The sequence below is a fragment of the Novosphingobium humi genome, from assembly GCF_028607105.1.
Lineage (GTDB): Bacteria > Pseudomonadota > Alphaproteobacteria > Sphingomonadales > Sphingomonadaceae > Novosphingobium > Novosphingobium humi.
In genome coordinates, this window is record NZ_CP117418.1 from 712,717 (window position 1) to 734,430 (window position 21,714).

Annotated in this window: 16 protein-coding genes; 10 read left to right on the forward strand and 6 right to left on the reverse strand. The window is 58.8% G+C overall.

The window, feature by feature from the left end; translation table 11 throughout:
- The first annotated feature begins 32 nt into the window (after positions 1–32).
- The 7 genes from traN (at position 33) to PQ457_RS19130 (ending at position 9,365) form a co-directional block, all read left to right on the forward strand.
- Positions 33–1,067, forward strand: a complete 1,035-nt coding sequence (gene traN / locus PQ457_RS19100; RefSeq protein ID WP_273619406.1) for a conjugal transfer protein TraN — start codon at positions 33–35, stop codon at positions 1,065–1,067.
- Positions 1,039–1,917, forward strand: a complete 879-nt coding sequence (locus PQ457_RS19105; protein ID WP_273619407.1) for a type-F conjugative transfer system pilin assembly protein TrbC — start codon at positions 1,039–1,041, stop codon at positions 1,915–1,917. The genes traN and PQ457_RS19105 overlap by 29 nt, the downstream gene beginning before the upstream one ends.
- Positions 1,889–2,485, forward strand: coding sequence for a S26 family signal peptidase (locus tag PQ457_RS19110; protein WP_273619408.1), 597 nt, complete (start codon positions 1,889–1,891; stop codon positions 2,483–2,485). The genes PQ457_RS19105 and PQ457_RS19110 overlap by 29 nt, the downstream gene beginning before the upstream one ends.
- Entirely contained in the window at positions 2,482–3,369 is an 888-nt protein-coding gene (locus tag PQ457_RS19115; RefSeq protein ID WP_273619409.1) for a conjugal transfer protein TraF, read from the forward strand. Before PQ457_RS19110 ends, PQ457_RS19115 begins: the two co-directional genes overlap by 4 nt.
- Positions 3,370–3,374: 5 nt before the next feature.
- On the forward strand, positions 3,375–3,944 hold the full coding sequence (locus PQ457_RS19120; protein WP_273620401.1) for a thioredoxin domain-containing protein: 570 nt from the start codon (positions 3,375–3,377) through the stop codon (positions 3,942–3,944).
- Between the two features lie 253 nt (positions 3,945–4,197).
- Positions 4,198–5,616: a conjugal transfer protein TraH gene (locus PQ457_RS19125; RefSeq protein WP_273619410.1), complete on the forward strand. Its 1,419-nt coding sequence runs from the start codon at positions 4,198–4,200 to the stop codon at positions 5,614–5,616.
- An 8-nt stretch (positions 5,617–5,624) separates the two neighbouring features.
- Positions 5,625–9,365 carry a conjugal transfer protein TraG N-terminal domain-containing protein gene (locus tag PQ457_RS19130; RefSeq protein WP_273619411.1) on the forward strand — a complete coding sequence of 1,247 codons (3,741 nt, stop codon included), beginning with the start codon at positions 5,625–5,627 and terminating at the stop codon, positions 9,363–9,365.
- 2 nt (positions 9,366–9,367) lie between these two features.
- On the opposite strand, the gene PQ457_RS19135 is transcribed toward PQ457_RS19130, so the two are convergent.
- Positions 9,368–9,772 (reverse strand): hypothetical protein, encoded by a 405-nt coding sequence (locus tag PQ457_RS19135; protein ID WP_273619412.1) that lies wholly within the window; start codon positions 9,770–9,772, stop codon positions 9,368–9,370.
- Positions 9,773–9,986: 214 nt separating this feature from the next.
- Here PQ457_RS19135 and PQ457_RS19140 point away from each other — a divergent pair, with 214 nt between their 5' ends.
- Positions 9,987–10,121 (forward strand): hypothetical protein, encoded by a 135-nt coding sequence (locus PQ457_RS19140; protein WP_273619413.1) that lies wholly within the window; start codon positions 9,987–9,989, stop codon positions 10,119–10,121.
- Positions 10,122–10,133: 12 nt separating this feature from the next.
- Here the strand turns inward: PQ457_RS19140 and PQ457_RS19145 are convergent, their stop codons facing one another.
- Positions 10,134–11,090: a LacI family DNA-binding transcriptional regulator gene (locus tag PQ457_RS19145; protein WP_273619414.1), complete on the reverse strand. Its 957-nt coding sequence runs from the start codon at positions 11,088–11,090 to the stop codon at positions 10,134–10,136.
- Positions 11,091–12,130: 1,040 nt separating this feature from the next.
- Positions 12,131–13,162: an IS110 family RNA-guided transposase gene (locus PQ457_RS19150; protein ID WP_273617547.1), complete on the reverse strand. Its 1,032-nt coding sequence runs from the start codon at positions 13,160–13,162 to the stop codon at positions 12,131–12,133.
- Between the two features lie 436 nt (positions 13,163–13,598).
- On the opposite strand from PQ457_RS19150, the gene PQ457_RS19155 reads away from it, so the two are divergent.
- Positions 13,599–14,135 carry a winged helix DNA-binding protein gene (locus tag PQ457_RS19155; RefSeq protein WP_273619415.1) on the forward strand — a complete coding sequence of 179 codons (537 nt, stop codon included), beginning with the start codon at positions 13,599–13,601 and terminating at the stop codon, positions 14,133–14,135.
- 117 nt (positions 14,136–14,252) lie between these two features.
- Here the strand turns inward: PQ457_RS19155 and PQ457_RS19160 are convergent, their stop codons facing one another.
- From PQ457_RS19160 to PQ457_RS19170, 3 genes are all read right to left on the reverse strand, one after another.
- Positions 14,253–15,182 (reverse strand): N-acyl homoserine lactonase family protein, encoded by a 930-nt coding sequence (locus tag PQ457_RS19160; protein ID WP_273619416.1) that lies wholly within the window; start codon positions 15,180–15,182, stop codon positions 14,253–14,255.
- A gap of 20 nt (positions 15,183–15,202) precedes the next feature.
- A complete protein-coding gene (locus tag PQ457_RS19165) occupies positions 15,203–17,671 on the reverse strand; it encodes a TonB-dependent receptor (RefSeq protein ID WP_273619417.1) in 2,469 nt (822 codons plus the stop codon).
- Positions 17,672–18,119: 448 nt separating this feature from the next.
- The gene (locus PQ457_RS19170; RefSeq protein ID WP_273619418.1) at positions 18,120–20,480 is read right to left on the reverse strand and encodes a TonB-dependent receptor; all 2,361 of its coding nucleotides are present in this window, start codon (positions 20,478–20,480) and stop codon (positions 18,120–18,122) included.
- A 183-nt stretch (positions 20,481–20,663) separates the two neighbouring features.
- Between PQ457_RS19170 and PQ457_RS19175 the strand changes: the two genes are divergently transcribed.
- Positions 20,664–21,707 (forward strand): LacI family DNA-binding transcriptional regulator, encoded by a 1,044-nt coding sequence (locus PQ457_RS19175; RefSeq protein WP_273619419.1) that lies wholly within the window; start codon positions 20,664–20,666, stop codon positions 21,705–21,707.
- Positions 21,708–21,714: the final 7 nt, after the last annotated feature.

Here is a 21,714-nt window from a genome sequence, read left to right on the forward strand (position 1 = left end):
TTGTGGCCCTGCTTTGCAGCGGCGCGGCTGGAATGCCCGGCATTGCCAGCGCCCAGCAGATGTGCGCCGCCGATCTCAACGGCAATGGCGATGCTGCCGACGAAGGGGAAACCGCCGGCTGCAAGCTGACGGCCACCGGTGGCTGGATGTGCCCGATCGGAGAAACGCCTTGCATTACCGATCCAAACGGCGCGCAGCAATGCCCGCTTGGATCGCAATATGCCTGCGTCACGCCCGCCGCAGGCGGCCCCGCTTCCTGCACGCCCAACGCCTGCATCGATACCAGCGCCAACCCCATCCAATCTGACCCGGTCGTCGATGATCCCGGCGTTGAAGCCGATGGCTCGGTCGATGCCGATGGCCACTGCCTCGGGTCCATCGAGATCTTTGCGGGCCGCGCCGCGCGCTGCCGTCCGGCGGGCCTGCTCACCACCTTCCAGAACTGCTGCAAGGATCGCGGCAAGATCATCAAGGATGGCATGGGCGGCTCGATCTCTTCGATCTCGACCAAGATCGCCATCGCCAAAGGCGTGTTTATCGGCATGAAGGCAGCCTATGCCGCCTTTCAGGTGGGCGCGACAGCCAGCCAGGCCGCCAGCGCAGGCGCCAATGCGATCATCATTGGCCTCGATCCCACGTCCATCGCCATCAGCCTTGCCATCAATTTCATGATCGAGGTGCTGCTGCAGGGCTGCGACAGCCAGGACATGGAAGTCGGCATGCTCAAGGGCTCGGGCATGTGCCATGAAGTCGGCAGCTACTGCAGTTCGAAGATCCTGGGCATCTGTCTCCAAAAATCGGTCGGCCATTGCTGCTTCAACACCAAGCTTGGCAGGATCATTCAGGAACAGGGCCGACCCCAGCTTCAATCGTTCAACGCCGTTGGCTGGGGAACGCCCAAACAGCCCTATTGCCGCGGCCTCACTCCGGAAGAGTTTCAGGCGCTCGATTTCTCGAAAATGGACCTCACTGAATATTACGCGGAGGTTGAAGCGCGCGCCCAATCCCAAATCCAGATCGACATGAAGGACAAGATCGATGCCTATCAGCAAACGATCAGCCAATAGCTACACCTGGCTCCTTGCCGGCTTGATACTGGCGTCAATACCGGCCTGGGCCGACAGTCACGCGCCCAACCACACGGCGCGCTCGCAGGTGGAAGTCGAAGGGAATGCCGCCATGGAACGGCTGAAGCGCGCGGTTGGAGCGGCGAAGCAAAGCGCCGGCCCCGCCCCAGCGATACCGGCACGATCCGAAGTGGATCCCCTATTGCAGCGGCGCGCTTTTGAAGGACTGTCGCGCTCAAAGGGCGATCCGGCCCTCGTGAAACGCGCCGAGATGGATATCGCGGCGGCCCGGCAAGCGCTGGCCGACGAGCGAGAGACGGCCAGTCGGCGAATAGCGCAGGCGCTGGGTCTCGAACAACCCGACGCCATTGCATTGGCCGGTGCCGCTCCCGCCAGCCTCAAAAAAAGCTGGGTTGCTGTACTCTTCGTGTCTTCCGCTATGCCGGTCGAAGTGCTGCGCACCTATGCTGCCAGCCTTTCCCGCGTCGGCGGGGTGATGGCCTTTCGCGGCATGCCCGGCGGCATGACCAGAGTGGAACCGATGGCGAAATTGTCGGCCCAAGTGTTGCGGCTCGATCCCGGCTGCGAAGGCCCCGCCTGCGCGATGCGCGACGTGCAGATCATCGTCGATCCGCTCGTTTTCCGCCAGCATGGCGTGACGAAAGTCCCTGCGCTGGCGATGATCCCCGGCGATCCCACCCAGCCCTATTGCGAGCGCGACGAGAACAGCCCGGGCGCCGCTCATATCATCTACGGCGATGCGGCGCTTTCCGGACTGCTCGAGGAATATGGCCGTCTCGGCGGTAAAGAGGAGGTCCGCGATGCTCTCGCTCATCTGGCACGCCAGTAAGCGCGCCGCTTTGGAGCTCAAGGACTTGCCACTTCGCGCGGCGGTTGCTCTGGGTGCAAGCGGGTTTGGCGAGCCTGCCCGGCCAATACAGCTCTTCAAGGCTTACGGGATCGTGCTGCCGATCGGGCTGCTGGTCTGGTGGGCGATGCCGCAATTCGCATTGGTGGCGACGCCCTCCATCGATGCCTTTGTGATCTACAAAGCGCCCGACCAGATCCGAACCGGCGACCTCGTCTCCTTCATACTGTCCAATCCGATTGCCGGGCCCAAACCAGTGAGCGTCACCAAATACGCGCTCTGTCTGCCTGGAGAACGGATCGCCATGGTCGAGAAACCGTCAGCCATGGGCGAAACCTACGACGGCTGGTATTTCTGCAATGCCCGTCTGCTTGGTATCAGCAAGCCCCGGACCCGGGACGGCCGCCCCCTTACCCATTGGCATCCCGCGACAAAGATCATCCCGGCGGGCACGATCTTCGTCGGCTCCTCATCCCCCAATGGTTTTGACAGCCGCTATTATGGACCGGTCGAGATCAGCAAACTGACCCGCATGGAGAAACTGCTGTGAAGCGCGCCGCAATCGTCGCCATCGGCATGCTGCTTTCAACCGCGCCGGCATGGGGCCTGACCGCAACAGTTGCAGATGGCCCGGGCGTCGCGCGTGGCTATTGGTGGTATGAAGCCCCAAAGCCGGTCTCGCCCGACAAGGCAGAGATGGACGCAGTTGCCAAACCCGCCATTCCGCCCATGGCCGAACTGGTCAAATGGTCGCCGCCGAGGATCGCCAGACTGATCGAGCAGCAACGCGATTATGCCGCAACCGTCCTGACCGTGGATGCGGTCGCGGATTTCTGGCGTCTGGAGGATTTTGCCAGGCGCAAGGCCCGCGCCTTTGCCGGCGTCACCCAACTGGCGCTGCTGGCGCATCCCGAACTCAACGCCAGAGCTGCCAACCCGCTGGTCGGCGAGGCGCGCGATGCGCTGGGCGCGCATAAGGACGATATCCGCCGCCAGTATCTGCGCACGCATGGGAATGAATTTGCTCTCGTGATGTTCGACCGGGCCTCCTGCGGCTATTGCCGGGTGCAATGGCCGATCCTCCAGCGTTTTCAGGAGGAGATGGGCTGGCAGGTCAGCCGAATGGATATCGAGCAGCGCCCCGGCCTTGGCCAGCGCTTCGGCGTCGAAGTCACGCCAACCACGATGGTGATCCGGCGCGGCAGCCAGCAGCGGATGGTGATCGCGACCGGGATCGAGACTTATCCCAACCTGCTCCAGATGGCTTATCAGGCCATCAAATTGCTCACTGGCGATATACGCCCCGAACAATGGCTGACCGGAGCGGGTGAAGAAGACGGCTTCTTCGATGCCCTCGCCAATGGACCGGTATCGCCGGGCGATCCGCGCGTGGTCGGAGGCGATCTCATCGCGGCGGGAGGCAGGAAGCCATGAGCCTCATGAAAATTCTGGCGTTCGGATGGGCCGGCCTCCTACTGACCGGCACCGTGCTGACGTCATCGGCCAAGGCGCAGCCGCCGATGTCCCGTGAGGCCGCATTGCGTGCAGCCGTCCATCCCGTCAGTACGCTGCCAGAAGCCCGAGCATGGCTCGCCCGCGTGCCGGTCACACGCAACTTTCCACCCGACTTTGAAGCCGTGCTGCGCGGGCAGGCATCGCTTTACGTGATCGAGATGAGCACGGCGCCCGGCTGCATCGCCTGCGCCGATCTCTGGGGAAAGCTGCTTACGTTACGAGCGCGCTATGGCTGGCAGGTCCGAACCATAGATGTGCAGGAGGCCATGCTACGCTCCGGGCGACTTGGGCTTCCCTGGATTGGCAATCCTGTTGCCTGGGTGCGACCAATCACCGATCCCAATCGCATCGTGCCGGTCGCCATTGGCACCGACCATGGCGTCAATCTTGCGCGCAACACCTATCTGGCTGCGAAAATGCTGACCGGCGTGCGCGTTGCTGTTGGCGTCCGGGCGATGGCAAAATTTACCGGAATCGTGAGCCCTGCCCGATGACCGGCGTCAGGCATCGTCAACGCGCAGTCAAATGCGCAACAATTCCTTTTTGGATGTGTAATTTAGATAGCCATTTTCATAAATTACAAGAGCATCTCAAGCTCTTCAAACTTGCTTTGACCGGTGCGCCATCGGGGGATGGCAGCCGGTCACCTGGCAGAGGGAGTGCCAATGCCCCCTGCCCCTTCTTAACCCGGCAAGGCAAGCGCGCGACGGGCCGCTTGTTCTGCCTTCCCACAACAGGAAGCCCGTCATGGTCCCCATTGCCCGCCGTATCAGCCTTGCGCTTTGCCTGATCCTTGCTGCCTGTGGGGCTGCCGTGCCGGCCCATGCCCAGAGCTGGGCCGAGAGCTGGTTCGACAATGTCACCTATAGCTCGCCCGGCACCTTTGCCGACCAGACCCGCGGCTATGTCACCGCAGGAGGCATGTCAGGCCGCGTCGATGTCCATGACGATTATCTGATGTCCTTGAGCCTACCCAAAGTGAAAGCGGGCTGCGGCGGAATCGACATGTTCCTTGGCGGCATTTCGTTTCTCGACCCGGACTATCTGGTGCAAAAGCTTGAGACCATCCTTCAGGCCGCCCCGGCCGTCGCCTTCCAGTATCTCCTCGAAACGCTCGACGAGAAGATGGGCAATATCATCTCGAAGATGGAGGCGGCCACCAACTTCCTGAACTCGATCCAGGTAAACGATTGCCGCCTGGCCAACCGCATGGTCCAGATCGCCAAGGGCGATGACAATATGTCGGGCATCGTCGAGGAAATGACGGGCTACAAATCGGTACGCGAGGGCTTTGCCAAAAGCTGGCAGCAAAGCCGCGAGAAGATCCAGTCCAACAAGGGCAATCCGACCGAGGATCTCAAGGATGCGCTCGCCAATTGTCCGGCCGAGGTGACCGATATTTTCCGGACAGGCTCACTGCTTCAGCACGCTGCCGCGCGGGTCGGCGCCTCGGACTGGGCCGGGGTGATGCGTGCCCGGATCGGCGATGTCTATATGCGCTGGGACACCAATGACAAAGTGCCGCTGTTCTCGGCGATCCCCTCCTGCCCGCATCAGGATACCGAGAGCGCCGATGATTTCCTGACAGGACGTGTGCCCACGCGGGCGCTCAATATTCCCGCGACCGCTGCCGACTGCTCCGTGAATGGTTCCGGGCGCGGTGCGCTCGTGCTGGCGCGCGACAGAATGGAAACAATCGCCACCAAGATCCGCACCCGCTCGGCGCTCTCCACCGAAGAAAAGCAGTTCGTCGCCAATGTCAGGACGCTACCGGTCTACCGCCTGCTCGAATGGGGCGTGCGGCAAGGCGTGATCGACAGCGTGATCGCCGACACCGATGAACTGGTGGCACTTACCCTCGCTTATCAGATGCTCAATGATCTCACGCGTTCGATCGACTTTGCACTCCAGAATGCCGAGCGCGGCACGACGGCAGCTGGCGCATCCGATGGTGAAAGCGCCAATATCTGCCAGACGCGGATCCTCTCAAAAGGGATCGAGCAGCTTCGCGACCTGCGCGAGGAAGTGCTGCGCCAGCGCGCGCAGATGCGCCAGTCCTACATGGCCGCCATGAGTCAGGCGAACCTGTCGGCCAATTATGCCGGGGTCGTTCGGCAACGCGATCACGATGCCCGCAATGCCGCCGGCGCCAGCCACAACCAATGAGGTGTCCGATGCGCAAATTGCTCCGAACCCTGCTTGCATTGCTCGGCATGGCCATCGCCACACCCGCATGGGCGGTGGATGCCAGCTATCATACGTGGGACGGCTTTTCCGAGACGGTCGATGCTTTCCGGATCGTGGCGCTGATCTTCAGCGATCCGCGCTACGAAACGCTGGTGGTGATCATCGCTGTCGCCGGTATCGGACTTGGAGCTGTCCTCGCCGGAATTCGCGGCTCCGGCATGGGCCTTGTCGCCTTCGGTTTTCAGATGCTAGTTGGCATCGGCCTCTTCGCAGGGATGATCGCCACCTCCGGCACGGTCCATGTCTATGACCGGGTCCGCAACGCCTATCAACCCGTCGGCGGGGTGCCCAATCTCATCGTGCTGGTAGCAGGCGTCACCAATCTGATGGAACTTGCACTTGCCGAGACGATCGATGACAACACCAGCGATCCCAATGCCAAGCTGGAGTTCGGCGCTGGTGGGCACAGTTTCGATCTGTTCCTGAACGCCGTCTCGCCGCGCAGCCCTATCGTCGACTCCTTTCTCGACGCGAGCGTGAAAGACTATGTCCGGCAATGTTATCCTGTGGCCCGGGTATCGCCTGCCTACGGCGTGGATGACGATCAGCTCTTCCGTACCTCGACCGACCTGCCGGCATCTTTCTCAGCCATGGCGGGTCCGGCAACCTTTTCGACCGTCTATAGCGCCGGCGACAAGGCGGGAACCACCATGTCCTGCGAAGCGGCATGGACCTATATTGCTGACAAGCTTGCCGATCCTACGCTGTTCGACACCTATAGCGATCAGATCTGCGCGCGCACCGGCTTCGATGTGACCCAGACCACGCAGCGCGATCGGTGCCGCCAGCAGATAGACGCGCTGGGCGGGATAATGCTCGGTCAGTCGATGAGCCGTCAGAAATTCCTGACCAATGTCTTTCTTGGGCAGACTGTCGGTGACGTTCTGTTCGAGGATTCACCAGCTGCTGCCGCGCGCGTGATGGCCAACCGTGCCATCGAGTCCAATGGTCTGGCGACGCTTTCGACGGCAAACGAATGGATGCCGACCATTCGCGCTTCCGTCTTTGCCATCATGCTGATGATGTTGCCGATCGCGCTGCTGTTCATTCTGACACCCATCAACCTCCGGGTTGCCAGTTTCGCCTTCGGGCTATTCGTCTTTGTGGCGCTATGGGGCGTGATCGATGCCGGGATCTATCAGCTAACGCTTGGCCGGGCGATAGGGGTGCTGGCTGAGTTGCGGGCAACCAAGGTCGCGACCGACACCTGGATTCTGGCGCCTTCGGCAGCGATGAAGGCACTTGCGATCTTTGGTTCGTTCCGCACTGCTGCGGCCGGTCTTGCCGGGGCCTTTGTGTTCACGGTGTTCCGCTTCAGCGGCAATGTGTTCACCGCCTTCACCTCAGGTTCGCTCGGGGTTCAAGGCCAGGGCAGCGCGGCGGCCGCGACAGTCGGAACCAGCGAAGGCTATGCCAATGCTCTTGAGGTGCAAGGTTCGGCGACAGGCACCATGGCGCGTCGCTCTGCGGCTTCCAGCTTCGGGGATTTTGGCGAGCGCAGCAGTTTCGGGCTGGACCGGGCGTTTGCCTCCTCGGGCTCGGTGCTGAGCGAGCATGGCGGCGGCGCGTCCGGCACAGCAGCCTCCGGCCTCGGGCAGGCCGATGCTGCGCGGGAATTGGGCGGTCTTGCCCCAGCCCTTGCCGGTCGTGACCTGAGCGATCCGGCAACGGCCCGCGCCATTCGCGCCAATGCCGCGACATCGGCCATCCACAATTTCGCGCAAGGTGACGCGCTGCGCAAATTGGGGATTAGCTACTTTGGCGAAGGGCAAACAGGGGAACGCGCTTTTGCTGCCTTTGCGCAGAAAATGGTGCAGTGGAAGGCGTTTGGCGACAATCGGGCCTATGACATGATGCTCACTGGCGCCCAGCGGCATTTTGAACGAACTGGATATTCGGCCAGGGATGCGAGCCTCAAGGCCTCGACCGTCATTGCGCAGGCCTCGGCCGATACGAGCTTTGCCAAGCTCACTGCCAATGCCTTCGATCAGGAAAAGATGCTGCGCAACGATCTTACGGGCGCGCAAGTTCAGGTCGGTGCCATGGAAGGCAGACGTGATTATGCAGGCGAAAGTGTGGCCAGTGTCGAGCGCGGCAATGTTGCCACCGAGCAAGCGCATCGGACGGGGCACAATCGGGGGCAAAGGCAAGCCGCCTCAATGCTCGGTCTTTCCGTGACGGAAACCAGTCGGCGCATAGGACTTATCAATGCGCTTTCAGGCGAAGCGCGCTCGAGCGCTGTCAGCCAGCTTGCACATGCCACGAGACGCAGCGAAGCGCAGGTCCTTCATGCGCTGGAGACCTACAATGTCGCGAGCCAAGTCGGCACGGCTGATGGCGTGACGGCGGGGGCGCGACGTGAAGGCAGCAGCGTCTATGGTAGAACCCGAGAAGCAGCCGGTTATGATTTTGCTGAGAGATCGGGCAAACTTGATGCCCAACGTGAGGTCGGGCCGGATGGCACACGCAACTCGGCGCGGATCGGCGAGCAGCGCCGTCAGGCTGATAATGCAGGCTTTGCACAAGGCGCTGGAGCAGACGGTGCGACTGTGCGCGAAGCCGCGCGGCTGGATTCCTTCATCCGCGCGCTGGCTGGCACCGCCGGAAATAGGCTCGACATGGCAGAGGGAGGCGCCGGAAGTATTGCAGATCGCGCCCGCAATGAGCGGCTGACGGGCATTGTCGATAAGGAACGGCTGTCGCGTATTCAGACCCTGCTGCAAGACCATGGCATCACCATGTCGAAACGCCAGATCGCGATGGATCAGAACGGCGATGTCAGCCTCAATCTGACACCTCAACTTGCCGCTGACATGTGGCGCGGCGGACTTATCAATCAGAACCAGCTTGGGGCGGTCGCCAATGGCGGGCATGCGCGGTTCAGCTTTACCCATAACGATCTTCTCGTTTCAAGCAGCACCGGTTTCAGTCAGTCTGCACGTAATGACACCAGCACCCGGTTCGAGGCCGGCAAGCAGGCCGGGCCAGACACGATCGAACATTTTCTGGGCAGCGGGGCGCAAGGGCAAGCAGCCATGGCGAACTGGCTCAGGGGCGGGTTCGAAATGGATCGCCGGGGTAATTGGCGGCTAAAGCCGCAGGTGGCGGACACACTTGAACGCGACGTAACAGCGATCATGGTGCAGACCGGATGGCAAAGATCGCTTTCCCGATCGGCCGAGCACCAGACGTCGGATAACCAAACAATCTCCGGGGACCTGACAGCTTCAATAACTCGCGGGGTCGGATCAGGAAGCGCGAAGGGCGGACAAAAGGGAACCGGTGCGAACTCTACCGGAACGCTGTCTGGCAGACTTGGGGCGGATATCTCTGACCGGGGGATTGCGGCTGTTTCGGCACGATCATCCTTGGACATTGTGAATTACGACGTCCGCGAGGCTATAGCATCCGCCGAAAGAGCTGCAACGCGATCATCCCACCCAGAAGAGGCCTTTGCGAAAGAATTGAACCAGCGAGTACTTGGCAAAGATGGCCTACGCAATCAGTATCTCGAGCAAGCAGATTTCGGCCGCGGTACATTAGATGTGACAGGTCCTGTGATATCGATGGAGCAATCATCGGTTCTTAATTCCGGACGGTTGCAGCTTGATCGAGATCACGGTCTGGCAGACGGAGATCCTGAATTTAAGGTACGGCGCGACCCATGATATTAGTCATTAATCATCCCAATATGCCGAAGATGGTTATCACCAGATCGACAATCGGATGGATCAGTATAGGGATCGACTAACGGTCTTTGAAACGGCTGTCCTTGCGTTATCACCCATTCCCCGCATGTGACCTTGGCTTTGACGAAACCAAATCCCAGTACCGTGGCGACAGTGATCGGATTGAACACAAAGACCAGCATCTGCATGGTATTGGCAAGCTTGATGTTCAAACGCTCGTATGGGATAGTAATCATGACCTCCAGCCCGATCCAGTAGGCTGCCATCATCGCCAGATAAAGTTTTGCATACCATGGGTGCCAGAACCAGTCTGCTACTCGTGGCGAGTAAGAGCGCTTGATTTCAGGCAACTGGGCTTCTGCTTTTTCGGGTTCAATCGTTTCCATGACCAGCCCTTTTGATGACCGATGTTATCATTGCCTTGAACATTGCGAAAGCATGACATGGTGAATCATTAGTTATTTCAGAACGAAACCTTATCTGGCGAGTCGCAGAGGGCATCCCACCCTCCGCGACTCGCCAGATAAGAAGTTGGAGCATCCGGCAAACGCGGTTCGGTTCAGTTTTCGCCAGAACTGGACAACCTTCCAGCCCTTGGCCTTGCACGAAGCGGCACTGCATCTGATCTGGCACAAGCGCAATCATGGGCTTCAGGCCATGGCATGGCTCAAGCGCAAGATCCTTGACACCGCGACCACGCTAAATGCCGATATCAACACGCGGATCGGGAGATAGAGCGCCATTTTTTCACGTCGACCGCCTGATAATCAGTTCATGAGGCAAGATGATCGTGCTTTCCCTAATGGAGTCGCCATCGAACAGCGCCTTTATCAACCCCACTGCGGCCTTGCCCAGTTCCCCCGCCGGTTGCCGGATCGTGGTTAGCGGAGGCGAAGCGTAAGCGGCAAACCGCATGTCGTCAAAGCCGATAAGGGCGATATCATCGGGCATGCGTAACCCTCTTTCTCGAATGGCAGTTTGTGCACCAATCGCCATTTCATCGCCTGCGCAAAACACTGCGTCCGGTAATTCGGCCAGATCGAGCAACCGCCCCATCGCCGCATAGCCCGAAGCCATAGAGAAATCGCCCTCCACCACCCAATCCTGCCGCTGCTCCATCGCCGCTTCGGCAAGAACCATGCGATAGCCTTTCAAGCGGTCCTGACTGACCGTATAGCGCTGGGGGCCTGAAATCATCGCAATTCTCCTGCGCCCGGTTTTCACCAGATGGCGCACAGCCATCTCGCCGCTGAGAACATTGTCGATTTTCACCCGCGGGCAATTGGGCCAGCGAACGCTCGCTTCGGCCAGCACCACCGGAAAAGGCAAAGGCGCGCCTGCGTCCATGCTGGCGCGCAACACGCTGGGCATCAGCGAGCCGAATAGGATCAATCCGTCGGCAGTGCGCGAGGTCACCAGATCGATATATTGGTCCAGCCGCTCCTGACACCGCTGTGTTTCGCCGATCAGAACGCGATAGCCCAGATCATGGGCCACATTCTCGATATTCTTGAGCGCCTCGGCAAAGAACAGGTTGGAGATTTCCGGGATGATAACCAGAATCGTGCGCGACCTTGGCCGTCGCAATTGCTGGGCCACGGCGTTGGGGACATAGTTGAAGTGGGCGATGGCCTCGCCGACTTTTGCACGTTTGGCTGGGGTCACCCTGTCCGGTTCGCGCAACACACGTGAAACGGTTGCCATAGAGACGCCAGCGAATTTGGCAATGTCATGGATTGTTGGCGTGTCGGACAAAGATCAATCCTACGCTAAGGAAGCGTCACCAAGATAAATTAGAACATTAAATCTATTATGTGATTCCCATGATCAATTTGTTCAACTCCCTGTCCAACCTTGGGGCCGCAAAATCGACGAAGGCTTGCTCTGCGCCGGATTGATATGTCTAGGGATGAATGGCCCAGCATCGCCCGCAAATTGTGCGAGGAAGATGCCAGGTGACCTTCCTCCCGGCAGTCCCTTGATCATAACGAGAGTCTTGGGGTTGAATATGACAGCCCGGATGCCTGCACAAGCGCGTCCGACATGATGATCTCGTCCTGCACAAAGGCTCGACGCGCTACCTCCAAAATCCGCGATCACCGGCGCCGAGCTATTCAGGCCGACAAGCGAAGAGACAGCCGCAAGAATACCCCAACTTACCGCCAGCGGTGATGCCCAGGTTATAAATTCACCGCATGGCCAACTGTGGATCAACGATAACTCCTCATTGAGCGATTTTCAAAATCTTGCATATTATGATCATGATGTCCATATACAAGATTCTATCGCGCATAGATGGCGCTGGTCAGTGACGGGCAGAGCCAGACATCCTTAGACTGAACCGAAAAACATCACCCATCGCGAGCCATGAAGGAGCATTTATGACAGAACGTACCACTGACGCCCGAGTTCTGCCGCTAATAGTCAATCGCTGGTCCCCGCGAGCACTCGATCGCAGCGACTTGCCGCAGGCAGATCTTAATGTAATGCTTCTGTAATGGGCCTGCATTCGTCAAGTCCCTCTGAATGATTATCTCGTCGCCGGGATCATGCTTCTGTCCGTGGTCAACACCGAGGTTGCCACACCATGCCATCAGATCCTCAAGCTGACAGGTCAATCTAGGAAGCGTGCTTCACCGAGGTGATCACAGCACTACACACGACCTTGCCAAGCCTGCGCCCCAGCGACGGGACCTCATCAGACGCAGTCCTCTCACTTCACCGCGTCAATCACATCACTCTCCTCATACCGCCACAGCATTCGCGCCCCAGCGAAAGTCCGTCGCATCGATCCACAAGCGATGCAGGACCACCCCCAGCTTGCGTGCCAGTGCCACCTTCGCGCGTTTCATGCCGCGGCGCTGCGCTACATCCAGTGCCCAGCGCTTGAGGCTGGAAAAGCGTGTCGCTCGCGTCAACATGATATGCGCCGCCTCGAACAAGGCGGTCCGCACCATCGCGTCGCCGACCTTGCTGACGCCACCATCGCGATCCGTTTCGCCGGATTGATATTTCTTCGGTGTGAGTCCGAAGTAGGCGCCCACCGTGCTCGATTTCCCAAACCGGGCCGGATCATCCACGGCCGATCGATAGGTCAACGCAACCAGCGCCCCTACGCCAGGTGCCGTCATCAATCTCTGGCAGACTTGGTCGGCGCGGGCGATTTTAAGCATCGCCCGGTGGAGCCGCGTGAACTCGTCCCACAGAGCGGTTCGCGCGGCTAGCATCCCACCGATCACAACCGACAATGCGGGGTGTCCTTCGATCAGTTCACGAATGCGCGCCTCGAAACGCCCACGGCTGACCTCGCCAACCTTCAATCCGTAGCCGCGCAGGATACCCCGGATGCTTAGTTCCACGTCGAGGAGCTTGCCCTGCAAAAGCTTGCGTCCGACCAGAAGTGCCCGGACATCCTGGGCCGGTGGCGATTTTGCATGAACCGGCCGATACCAACCCATGCGAAGCAATTGCGCGATCCCCCGCGCATCCTTGCGATCAGTCTTCACCGTCATCGCCGAAAGCGCCGCCTTCACATGGCGGGTTTCCAGCAGCACGACCTCCCGACCTGATGCGGCAAGGGCAGCATGCAACCACTGGGAAAGCGGGCCTGCTTCAAGGCCAACGCGAACCACCGACAGATCCAACTCGTCGAAATAACCGACAAGGCATTCAGGCTCGCTGGCGACCTTAACCTCCCGCACCACCTTGCCCTTCGCGTCCACAATGCACACGCTGCTCTCTTTCAGTGAGACATCGATTCCGGCATAATGCTCCATGGCTGTTCCTCTCATGATGCTTGAGGCCGATCTCTCGGACCTCGTTCAACACCATCATTCTGAGGGACAGCCACCCACTTGGCTATCTTGGAGACGCTGGCCCATTACGGCATCTAGCCCATTCGGCGGCCCATTTTTAAAAGTTGGCACCTCCTGCGAATCCAGCGTAATTCTCCTGCGGCCTGGGAATGGTAATCAAGACCAGCCGTTGTTGCGATCCGCTCCAAGTAAGCTACTATGCAAGCCCTGCTAACCCGAGATATGATCCCCGACATCAATCAAGAATGACTCGGAAAAACCGGAACTGTATCGCTTGATACAACGCCAAGGCAAACCAACGGGAGCCTCGCTCACCTCGTATATTCAACGTAAATGTCTGGAATTACACCCCCCCCAACAGCTTAAGCACCCATCAATACCGTTAAAGAGATACACTATGGATTCAAAATATTACAAACATTGGCACCTTGCAACCAATGAACTTGAGTACAAAGTTACAGAATTAGAGTGGTCTATTATTAGATGCCACGAAGCCTTCTCACGTTGGCTTGAAGCAGCAAGTGCCATCGTCGTTGAAGGCGACCTGAAAATTTCGGAGTATCTTATTCTTCAGGTCATTGGGATGCTTGACCGGCCACGCAACGGCGTGACAATCGCACGGATGCTGAACCGAGACGATGTGGCCAATGTGCAATACAGTCTGCGCAAACTGGAAAGCTATAACCTGATCACCAAGATCAAGGAAAACGGTAGCAAGGTCCATGCCTTTGAGGTCAGCGAAAAGGGCAAGAAGGCCTGTGACGAGTTCTCTGTCATCCGACGGGAATTGTTGATTGAAGGCATTAAAGGCCTCGAGAGCCTGAACGAAAAGCTCGGCGGCGCGACGCAGTTTCTGTCATTTCTGACCGGAGTTTATGAAGAAGTCTCGCGCTCTTCCGCGTCGCTGTCGCACAACTCGACCAAGCTGCCCTGATCGTACGGTGGGCCTTGCCATAAAAAGGCAAACGCCTGCCTCATGATCGCCATGCGGCCAAGAGACAGGCGCGTAGGGACGGCCGAGGCGGGAGAGGTCACACTCCGGCCGCAGAAATCAAATATAGATCTTTTTGCCCGCAGCGTTGTCGGGCTTGCGGCTTGGATCATTGTCGCGCAGATTGACCTCGGCAATCTGGTTGCCGCTCGGCGCTGTCCATGAACTGTGGCGCAACCAGACCTGAGGGTCATGTCCGGGGATCATGCGATCGGTCTTCTGCTTTAACAACTCGCGGATTTCACGATAGACCTTGATCTGGTTGAAGGCATTGCCTTGATGATAGCCCGGAGGCCACATGCTCTCGATGTTCGAATACCAATAGACGGCATCGCCCGCCATCGCGAAGGGTCCGTTGCGGGTGTGCACCTCAAACCACTGCGAACCAAAAGTGTGGCTGTCCTTGGCTAGGCGGGCAATGACGCCGGGCAGGATCTCTTCATCTCCGCGCACGAACTGGATCCGTCCATCCGCGACTCCTTGCGAGGCGCGGATCAAATCCTGGGGATCGAAGGACGAGAAGATCCAGGCGCGCTCCTCCTCGGTTTCGTGCTGGTGGGCTGCGCAGACGGCATTGGACCAGCCAGTGTATTCATCAAGCTGGATGTACAGCTTAGCGTTCGGGAAGGCTTCAAAATTACCCATGTGGTCGAAATGCATGTGCGTCACAAGGATGGTGTCAACATCCTCAGGCTTGAAACCCACTCGCCCCAGCACATCCGTCGGGCTTTCCCAGCTGGAAAACGCATAGCGGGTGAGCCAGTAGTCATTTCGGAAGCCGCAATCGACAAGCGCAACATGCTGCTTACCGCCCACTTCTCCGCCAACAAGCAACGTGTAAATCATCGGGGCGTGAACTTCGCCCTTGTTGCTGTAAGGGCCGGAGCCGCCGAAGAAGTCTTGCATGATGTCGACCTGGCAATAGGCCAAAGACCAGATCGAATAGTCCGTGTCGCGCTTTGGAAATGCGTTCAGGATTGGGTTAGTCACTGTCTGTCTCCCAATGATAATCAGAAATTGTAACGCGCGCCGATCTGGAAAAAGCGTGGCGGTTTGTAAGATACTTCGTTGCACCCACACAGGGATGCCAGGTCAAAGCCTTGGACGCCCGCGCGGACATCGGTCAGGTTGCGTGCCCTTATGCTAAAGGTCCAATTATCGTTGCTCCAGCCGACGCCGGCGTTGAGCATCATGTAGCGACCGAATTTGTCGGCATCGAAGTTCCTGAGATTGTAATAGAAACTGGAGCTGTATTGCGCATCGGCACCGACAAAGAACTTACCGCCCCAGCCTGCCCATTCATATCGGGCAATCGCGCTGGCCTGAAACGGCGGAGCATAGACAGGGCGCACATCACGCGAGATCGGTCCGTTCACCCGCAGCGGCACATTCTTTACCAGCGCGTCAAAGTAAGACGCCGAAAGCCCAAGATCGAGTCCGGCCAGGGGCGAGGTGAAAAGGCTGGCCTCAAACCCGTAGGTGCGGGCATTGGCATTGACGACCACACCCGACACACCTGTGAACAGGAACGCCTGATAGTCCTTGTAATCATAATAATAAGCTGACGCATTGAGGCGGGTCTTGCGATCAGGCGTATTGTATTTGAAGCCGCCCTCATAGCTCAGAAGAACTTCCGGCTTATAGGGGATCGCGCTGACGGGAACGCCCCGCCCGCCGGGCAGTTGGGCATTGAAGCTGCCTGCCTTAACCCCCCGGTTAACGCCAAGATAAAGCAGCAGATTGTCCTGCGCCTGAAAGTCCAGTTGCACCTTGCCCGCCCACAATGTCCGGCCATCCGTGGCGGCATAGGGCGCAGGCCCCGCAGCGCCGACGACCGGACCAATCACTAGAGGAGCGCCAACCTGCGCCATGCGCGAGTCCTGCGTCGCCCAGATGCCTTGCAGATAGCGGTAGTCCTTTTCCTCGCGGATCAACCGGCCGCCAGTCGTCAGCTTGAGACGATCGGCAAGATGCCAGTCAATCTGGCCGAAGGCGGAATAGGAATTGGTGATCAGATGAGCATCCGCCCCCAGATCGAACGGCGCACCCGGTACAACGCTGCCGGTCGGAAACTTCAAACCGTTGATCGAGTGAGTATTGATGTGGAGGTAATAGAGGCCAGCTGTCCAATCGAAGACACGCGCCTTGCCTGCCAGCCTGAACTCTTGGCTGAGGGTCCAGGCATCGACCCCCTGATAATTGGCAGCCTGATTGGCGGGCCCGGCATCGACGTCCAGAAACAGCAGCTTGTAGAAGTTCTTATAATCCGTCACTGAAGTGAGATTGATGCCGGAGCCGAGTTTGAATTCACCGCTGAGATTGGCGCCATAAGTATGTGAACGGTTCAAGCTCTTGAAGGCGAAATCGTTCGATGTGTAGAATCCCGAACCGTCCGGATCCTTGTAGCCAAAGAAATCACCGCCGGGGACAGGACGACCAAAAGGAGCGCCAAACTGGCCGGTATTGCCCACGTCGGACCCAAAATCCTGCCCGTTCGCCCCGATGGAAGCCCGCGTTTCGGTAGGCGCCGCATTCAACACGTTGATCATCTCGCCCGCAGCGTTGAATTGCGCGATCGTCGGCTTTTGTTGGTAAGCGGCGGTGGCCACTTGTGAGCGTGCCGCATTGAGCGACAGCGTAATAGAGGCCGAACTGCTGGGCTCGAACAGCGTGGTTATGCGCCCGCCGAGCGTGTCATCATCACCCGTGTTAGCCCCGGCCCCCGGCCCTGGCGAACCACCAACCGCCCCGGCTGGATAGAGGTTGCGAAGCAGAGGGTCGGCCTTGTTCCACATGGCCGCAATACGGGTCGCCACCTTGTCCCCCATCGGCAAGTTCAGCGCCGCTTCACCATGAAATGCGCCTGGGGTGCCCGGCGAGTCATAAAGGCCGTAATTCAGGTCAATAAAGCCCGTGGTTTTGGAAAGGCTGGGCTTCTTTGTGATATAATGGACCAGCCCGCCCGTCGCATTGCGCCCAAACAGCGTTCCCTGCGGCCCCTTGAGCACTTCAACGCGATCGATGTCGAACAGAGCAAAGGTCTGCCCCTGCCCAATCGCGATATAGCCGTCGTCAAGGTAAACGGCGTTGGGCGCTTCAACCACATCGTTGAAGTCGTTCTGCGTCACCCCGCGGATCGTGTATTGGCTGTTTTGCCCAGCGATGGCGCCGCCAAGATGGACGCCCGGAGTCAGCGCGGCGATGTCGCGCGAGTCCACCACGTTCAAGGCGCGCAACTGGGCCCCCGAAAAGGCGCTGATTGCAATGCCGACCTTCTGGATGTTTTCGGAACGACGCTGGGCCGTCACAACGATGTCGCCACCGAGCGCGGAACTGCGTCCTTCATCCGCCTTGGCCGACTGCCCCTGATTGGCGGCGGTTGACGAGGAAGCGTCGCCCCCCTGCGCCCATGCCGGCATTGAAACGGCCACCGCCATTGTGGCCGCTGTCACCCATAATCCCTTGCTGGAAAATTGCATGTTTCCATCCCCTCTATGGAGCCAAGTTTTCTCGACTTCTCAAAAATCGAGATACCATAACCATCATGTAAGATCAATTGATTTTCAATGGATGATATACGCATTGTCAATCGACTATAAATGGGGGTAGAATATCACCGCATCGGTCATGCACCGCTGCATGAGCTCGTGGGGCAAGCAGATGCCAGGCTCGGCAAGCAGCTTGTAAAAAAGCATTTTCTTCGTTTTCTTGATGAGTGTGCTCTGGCATTGCCGCGGCGCAGCGCTGTGCGGCGCCCCCTCGGATTTGGTGCAACACCTAAAGCCATCCGGCGCCAAACCGTCGAAATGAGAAGATTGACGAGTCGTCGAGATCTTAAGTTGACAGCCGTAAAACGAGCAGCGGCCCGTGAGACCGATCCCACGAGCCACTGTCCAACCTTCAAGGCTTTAACCCAGAAGCGCGTTATCAGAACTTGAAGCCCGCACGCACGCCATATGTGCGCGGTTCGTTAATGGCGGTCACAAAGCCGTTGGTATCAACCCCGTTGACCGCGATGAAGTTTTCGAGGTTCTTGCCATAGCCCTGCAGGTACCAGCGATCATCCGGCGAGTGATAGGTGACCGTCACATAGGTCTGCGTGTGCGACGGCGTCACATACTGGACCGGATAGGTCGTATAAGCCGTGACATAAGACTTAGACACCAGCCTGGTACCCACAGTTGCCTCCACCCGGCTCGCACCAATCGGGGTCGAATAGGTGTAGGCCGCACGCAGGCTGGTTGCGGGCGAGCGATCAAGGCGGCGCCCTGCCCAATTGGCATCGCAGCTTGCCGTCGGCTGACCAGGATTGAGCGTATGCGCGCAATATTGCACATAGCTTGCATCCAGAATGTCCAGACCGATGTTCAAACGGTTGTGGCGATCAGGCTGTAGGATGGTTTCCACCTCGACACCCTTGATATGCGAGCGACCTGCGTTGGTGGTAACCTGCGAAGGAGCGCCGTTGAGCATGACCTGCCCAGTCAGCTGCATATTCTTGTAGTCGTAGTAGAACGCGTCAACATTAAGCCTTACGGCACCGCCGGCAAATTTGCCCTTGTAGCCAGCTTCATAGGCGATCAATGTTTCCGGCTGGTAATAAATCGACTGAAGCTGAGGCAGGATCGCACCAGGCTGGAAGGCCTGCCCATACACGCATTTCTCACCGCGGCTGGTCAGGTTGGACTGACCGGGGGCGCCGGTCGAACAGCCATCACCAAAACCGCCGGCTTTATAGCCCGAGGCCACGGAGGCGAACAGCAGGCCCGAGGGGATGTCACCATCGATGGCCGCGCGCCACGTCACGCGCTCGGCGCTGATCTGCGCATCGTTCACATAGCCCAGGCTCTGGCTGAGCGGGGCATTGATGGCAGGCAGCACCGCAGAATAGCCGTAGCGATACTTGTAATCGTTGGTGTAGCGCACACCGGCGGTCAGACGCAATTGCGGGATTGGCTTATAAGTACCCTGAGTAAACAGGCCCCAGGTGCGGTTGATCACCGGCGATTGCGGGAAGCTAAAGACGTAGGCGTTGGAACCAGCCGGGCCCAGCAGGCCAAACAGGCTTACGTTCACGTCCTGCTTCTCGCGGAAGTAATAGGCACCGGCCTGAACGTGGAACGGCCCGGTTCCGTTGGTCGAAACACGCAGTTCCTGCGAGAACTGATGGAAGCGGCTGTTGTTGCTGTAGGGCACGGCAAAACCGGGCGCCAGATCAAGGACATTGGTCTCGTTGCGCGAGAACTGGTGATACGAGGTGATGTCAGTCAACGTCACCGCGCCCAGATCCCAATTGGCTTCGCCTTCCAAAGCCAGTGAGGTGTTGTTCTCGCCATAGCGGTTGCCGTGGCCCGCAATGCCCGGATTGGTCGGCAGGCGGTTGGCGCGGACCAGTGCGGTTTCAGGGTTCGGATTGGACCAGACCGGCAGCGCCTCGTTGGGGCTGTTGCCGCTGGGCAGGTTGGTGTAGAAATTGCTCAGTGCAAGACCGCCCTGATTCAGGGCCGACTGCGTGCCCTTGATATTGGCAAAAGCACCGCGCAACAGCAGATTGAAGTTCGAGGTCGGTTTGAACAGCACCTGGATGCGCGCGCCAACGTTCTCGCGCTGGGCGCTGTTTACCAGAGTCGTGTCGCCGGGAGCCAGCTTGTAATAATTGTCGTGGCGATCGTAGATCCCGGCAATGCGCACCGCCGTGGTCGAACTGACCGGCAGGTTTACCGCTGCCTGTAGGCTAGCGGCATCGTAATTGCCGTATGAGCCGTCAACCGTTGCTTTAAAGCGGTTCAGTTCGGGCTTGTTGGTCAGAACGTTGACCACACCAGCGGTGGTGTTCCGGCCATAGAGCGTGCCCTGCGGGCCGCGCAGCACTTCAACGCGATCCACGTCATAAAAGCTGACGTCTGCTTCCTGCGTGCGGGCGATGTAAACGCCATCGACCATGAACGCAGCCGAGGGATCGCCCTTTTCGGTCTGGTCGTTCGACGTCACGCCGCGAATGGTCACCTGAATGCCGTTGGTATGATCGAGCGAAACGTTGGGCACCACATCGGACAATGCCGAGGGGCCCGTGATACCCGAATTGCGCAGGGCATCACCCGTCACGGCCGAAATGGCCAACGGGGTCTTCGACAAAAGCGAGCGGTCACGCTGGGCCGTCACAACGATATCGCCACCCACCTGCTGGGCCTGCACTGCAGGCCGCTGGACAGCGGCCTCCTGAGCGACCGAAGCGCAAGGCAAAGCCAGAATGATGCTGGACGCACCCATCAACAGAGATTTTTTCAACACGAACCTCCCTTTTTTTGCCCTTGGAATTTTGGGCTCCCTCAATAGCGCGCAGGGGTCGTGAAATTGTCTCGCGTTGTCAAGACTGCGTTGTCATATCTCTCACCTGATGAAATTCGGCCCTTTTATACTATACGGCGCAGACCAAATTTCGTTATGGATCGCCGCAATCCGGAGTGGGTAATGGCCAACAACAAAGACAGATTTTTGGGAAAGTCCCAGCCGCCGACGATGCGCGACGTTGCAGAATGCGCTGGCGTCTCGCTCAAGAGCGTCAGTCGGGTCATTAACAACGAACCGCATGTGACTGCCCGGCTGCGCGCTAAAGTGGACTCAGCGATTGCCCAACTGGGCTATGCCCCTGATATGGCCGCCCGCAGCCTCGCCGGGGCGCATAACTATGTGATAGGCGTCATTTTCGACAACCCAAGCCCACATTATACCATGAAAATCGTGTCCGGCGCTTATGCCGCCTGCGTGGAGCGACATTATCATTTGCGTTTTGACCATGTGGATTCCAACGGTCCATCCGAAGCCCTTCTTGAAAGGCTCGATGCCATAGTCAGCAACGGACGCTCAGACGGATTTATACTGACGCCGCCGCTGTGCGACAACGCTAGGGTGCTTGAGTTGATGGAGGCGCGCGATATTCGCTACAGCCGAATCGCGCCGCTCCACGACCCGCTCCGCTCACCTTCTGTCCATATGGATGATCTGGCCGCCGCAAAGCAGGTTGCCGACCTATTGTACAGCCTTGGCCACCGGCATATCGGCTTTGTTAGCGGGCCGGATCAACTCAGCGCAGCCACCCTGCGCCGCCGCGGCTTCATCGAACACCTCAAGACCATGCAGCCTGAGGTGAAAGTCGTTGAGGCAAAAGGGGATTTCAGCTTCGGCAGCGGCGTGGCCGCGGCGCGGGAACTGCTCTGCGTCCAGCCCCGCCCCTCCGCGATCTTCGCTGCCAATGATGACATGGCGGCGGGTATTATTGCCGCCTGCCAGCAAATGAGGCTTGTCGTCCCGGATGACCTTTCCATCTGCGGTTTTGATGACAGTTGGATTGCCAAGCTCGTTCTGCCCACGCTAACTACTGTGCATCAGCCGGTTGAAGCCATGGCCCATGCCGCCGCGATGCAATTGCTGAACCGGGGCGGATCGGAAAGACCACGTCAACTGGTGCTCGACCACCACCTTATCCGGCGAGACAGCGTGGGCCCAGCACGCTAGACCCGCA

Excerpts from the sequence above, each read along its gene's own strand:
- PQ457_RS19150 (WP_273617547.1), bottom strand. The coding sequence starts at position 13,162 with ATGGAGCATTATGCCGGAATCGATGTCTCACTGAAAGAGAGCAGCGTG.
- PQ457_RS19135 (WP_273619412.1), bottom strand. The coding sequence starts at position 9,772 with ATGGAAACGATTGAACCCGAAAAAGCAGAAGCCCAGTTGCCTGAAATC.
- PQ457_RS19145 (WP_273619414.1), bottom strand. The coding sequence starts at position 11,090 with ATGGCAACCGTTTCACGTGTGTTGCGCGAACCGGACAGGGTGACCCCA.
- PQ457_RS19120 (WP_273620401.1), top strand. The coding sequence starts at position 3,375 with ATGAAAATTCTGGCGTTCGGATGGGCCGGCCTCCTACTGACCGGCACC.
- PQ457_RS19110 (WP_273619408.1), top strand. The coding sequence starts at position 1,889 with ATGCTCTCGCTCATCTGGCACGCCAGTAAGCGCGCCGCTTTGGAGCTC.
- PQ457_RS19125 (WP_273619410.1), top strand. The coding sequence starts at position 4,198 with ATGGTCCCCATTGCCCGCCGTATCAGCCTTGCGCTTTGCCTGATCCTT.
- PQ457_RS19165 (WP_273619417.1), bottom strand. The coding sequence starts at position 17,671 with ATGCAATTTTCCAGCAAGGGATTATGGGTGACAGCGGCCACAATGGCG.
- PQ457_RS19130 (WP_273619411.1), top strand. The coding sequence starts at position 5,625 with ATGCGCAAATTGCTCCGAACCCTGCTTGCATTGCTCGGCATGGCCATC.
- traN (WP_273619406.1), top strand. The coding sequence starts at position 33 with ATGCCCGGCATTGCCAGCGCCCAGCAGATGTGCGCCGCCGATCTCAAC.
- PQ457_RS19105 (WP_273619407.1), top strand. The coding sequence starts at position 1,039 with ATGCCTATCAGCAAACGATCAGCCAATAGCTACACCTGGCTCCTTGCC.
- PQ457_RS19175 (WP_273619419.1), top strand. The coding sequence starts at position 20,664 with ATGGCCAACAACAAAGACAGATTTTTGGGAAAGTCCCAGCCGCCGACG.
- PQ457_RS19155 (WP_273619415.1), top strand. The coding sequence starts at position 13,599 with ATGGATTCAAAATATTACAAACATTGGCACCTTGCAACCAATGAACTT.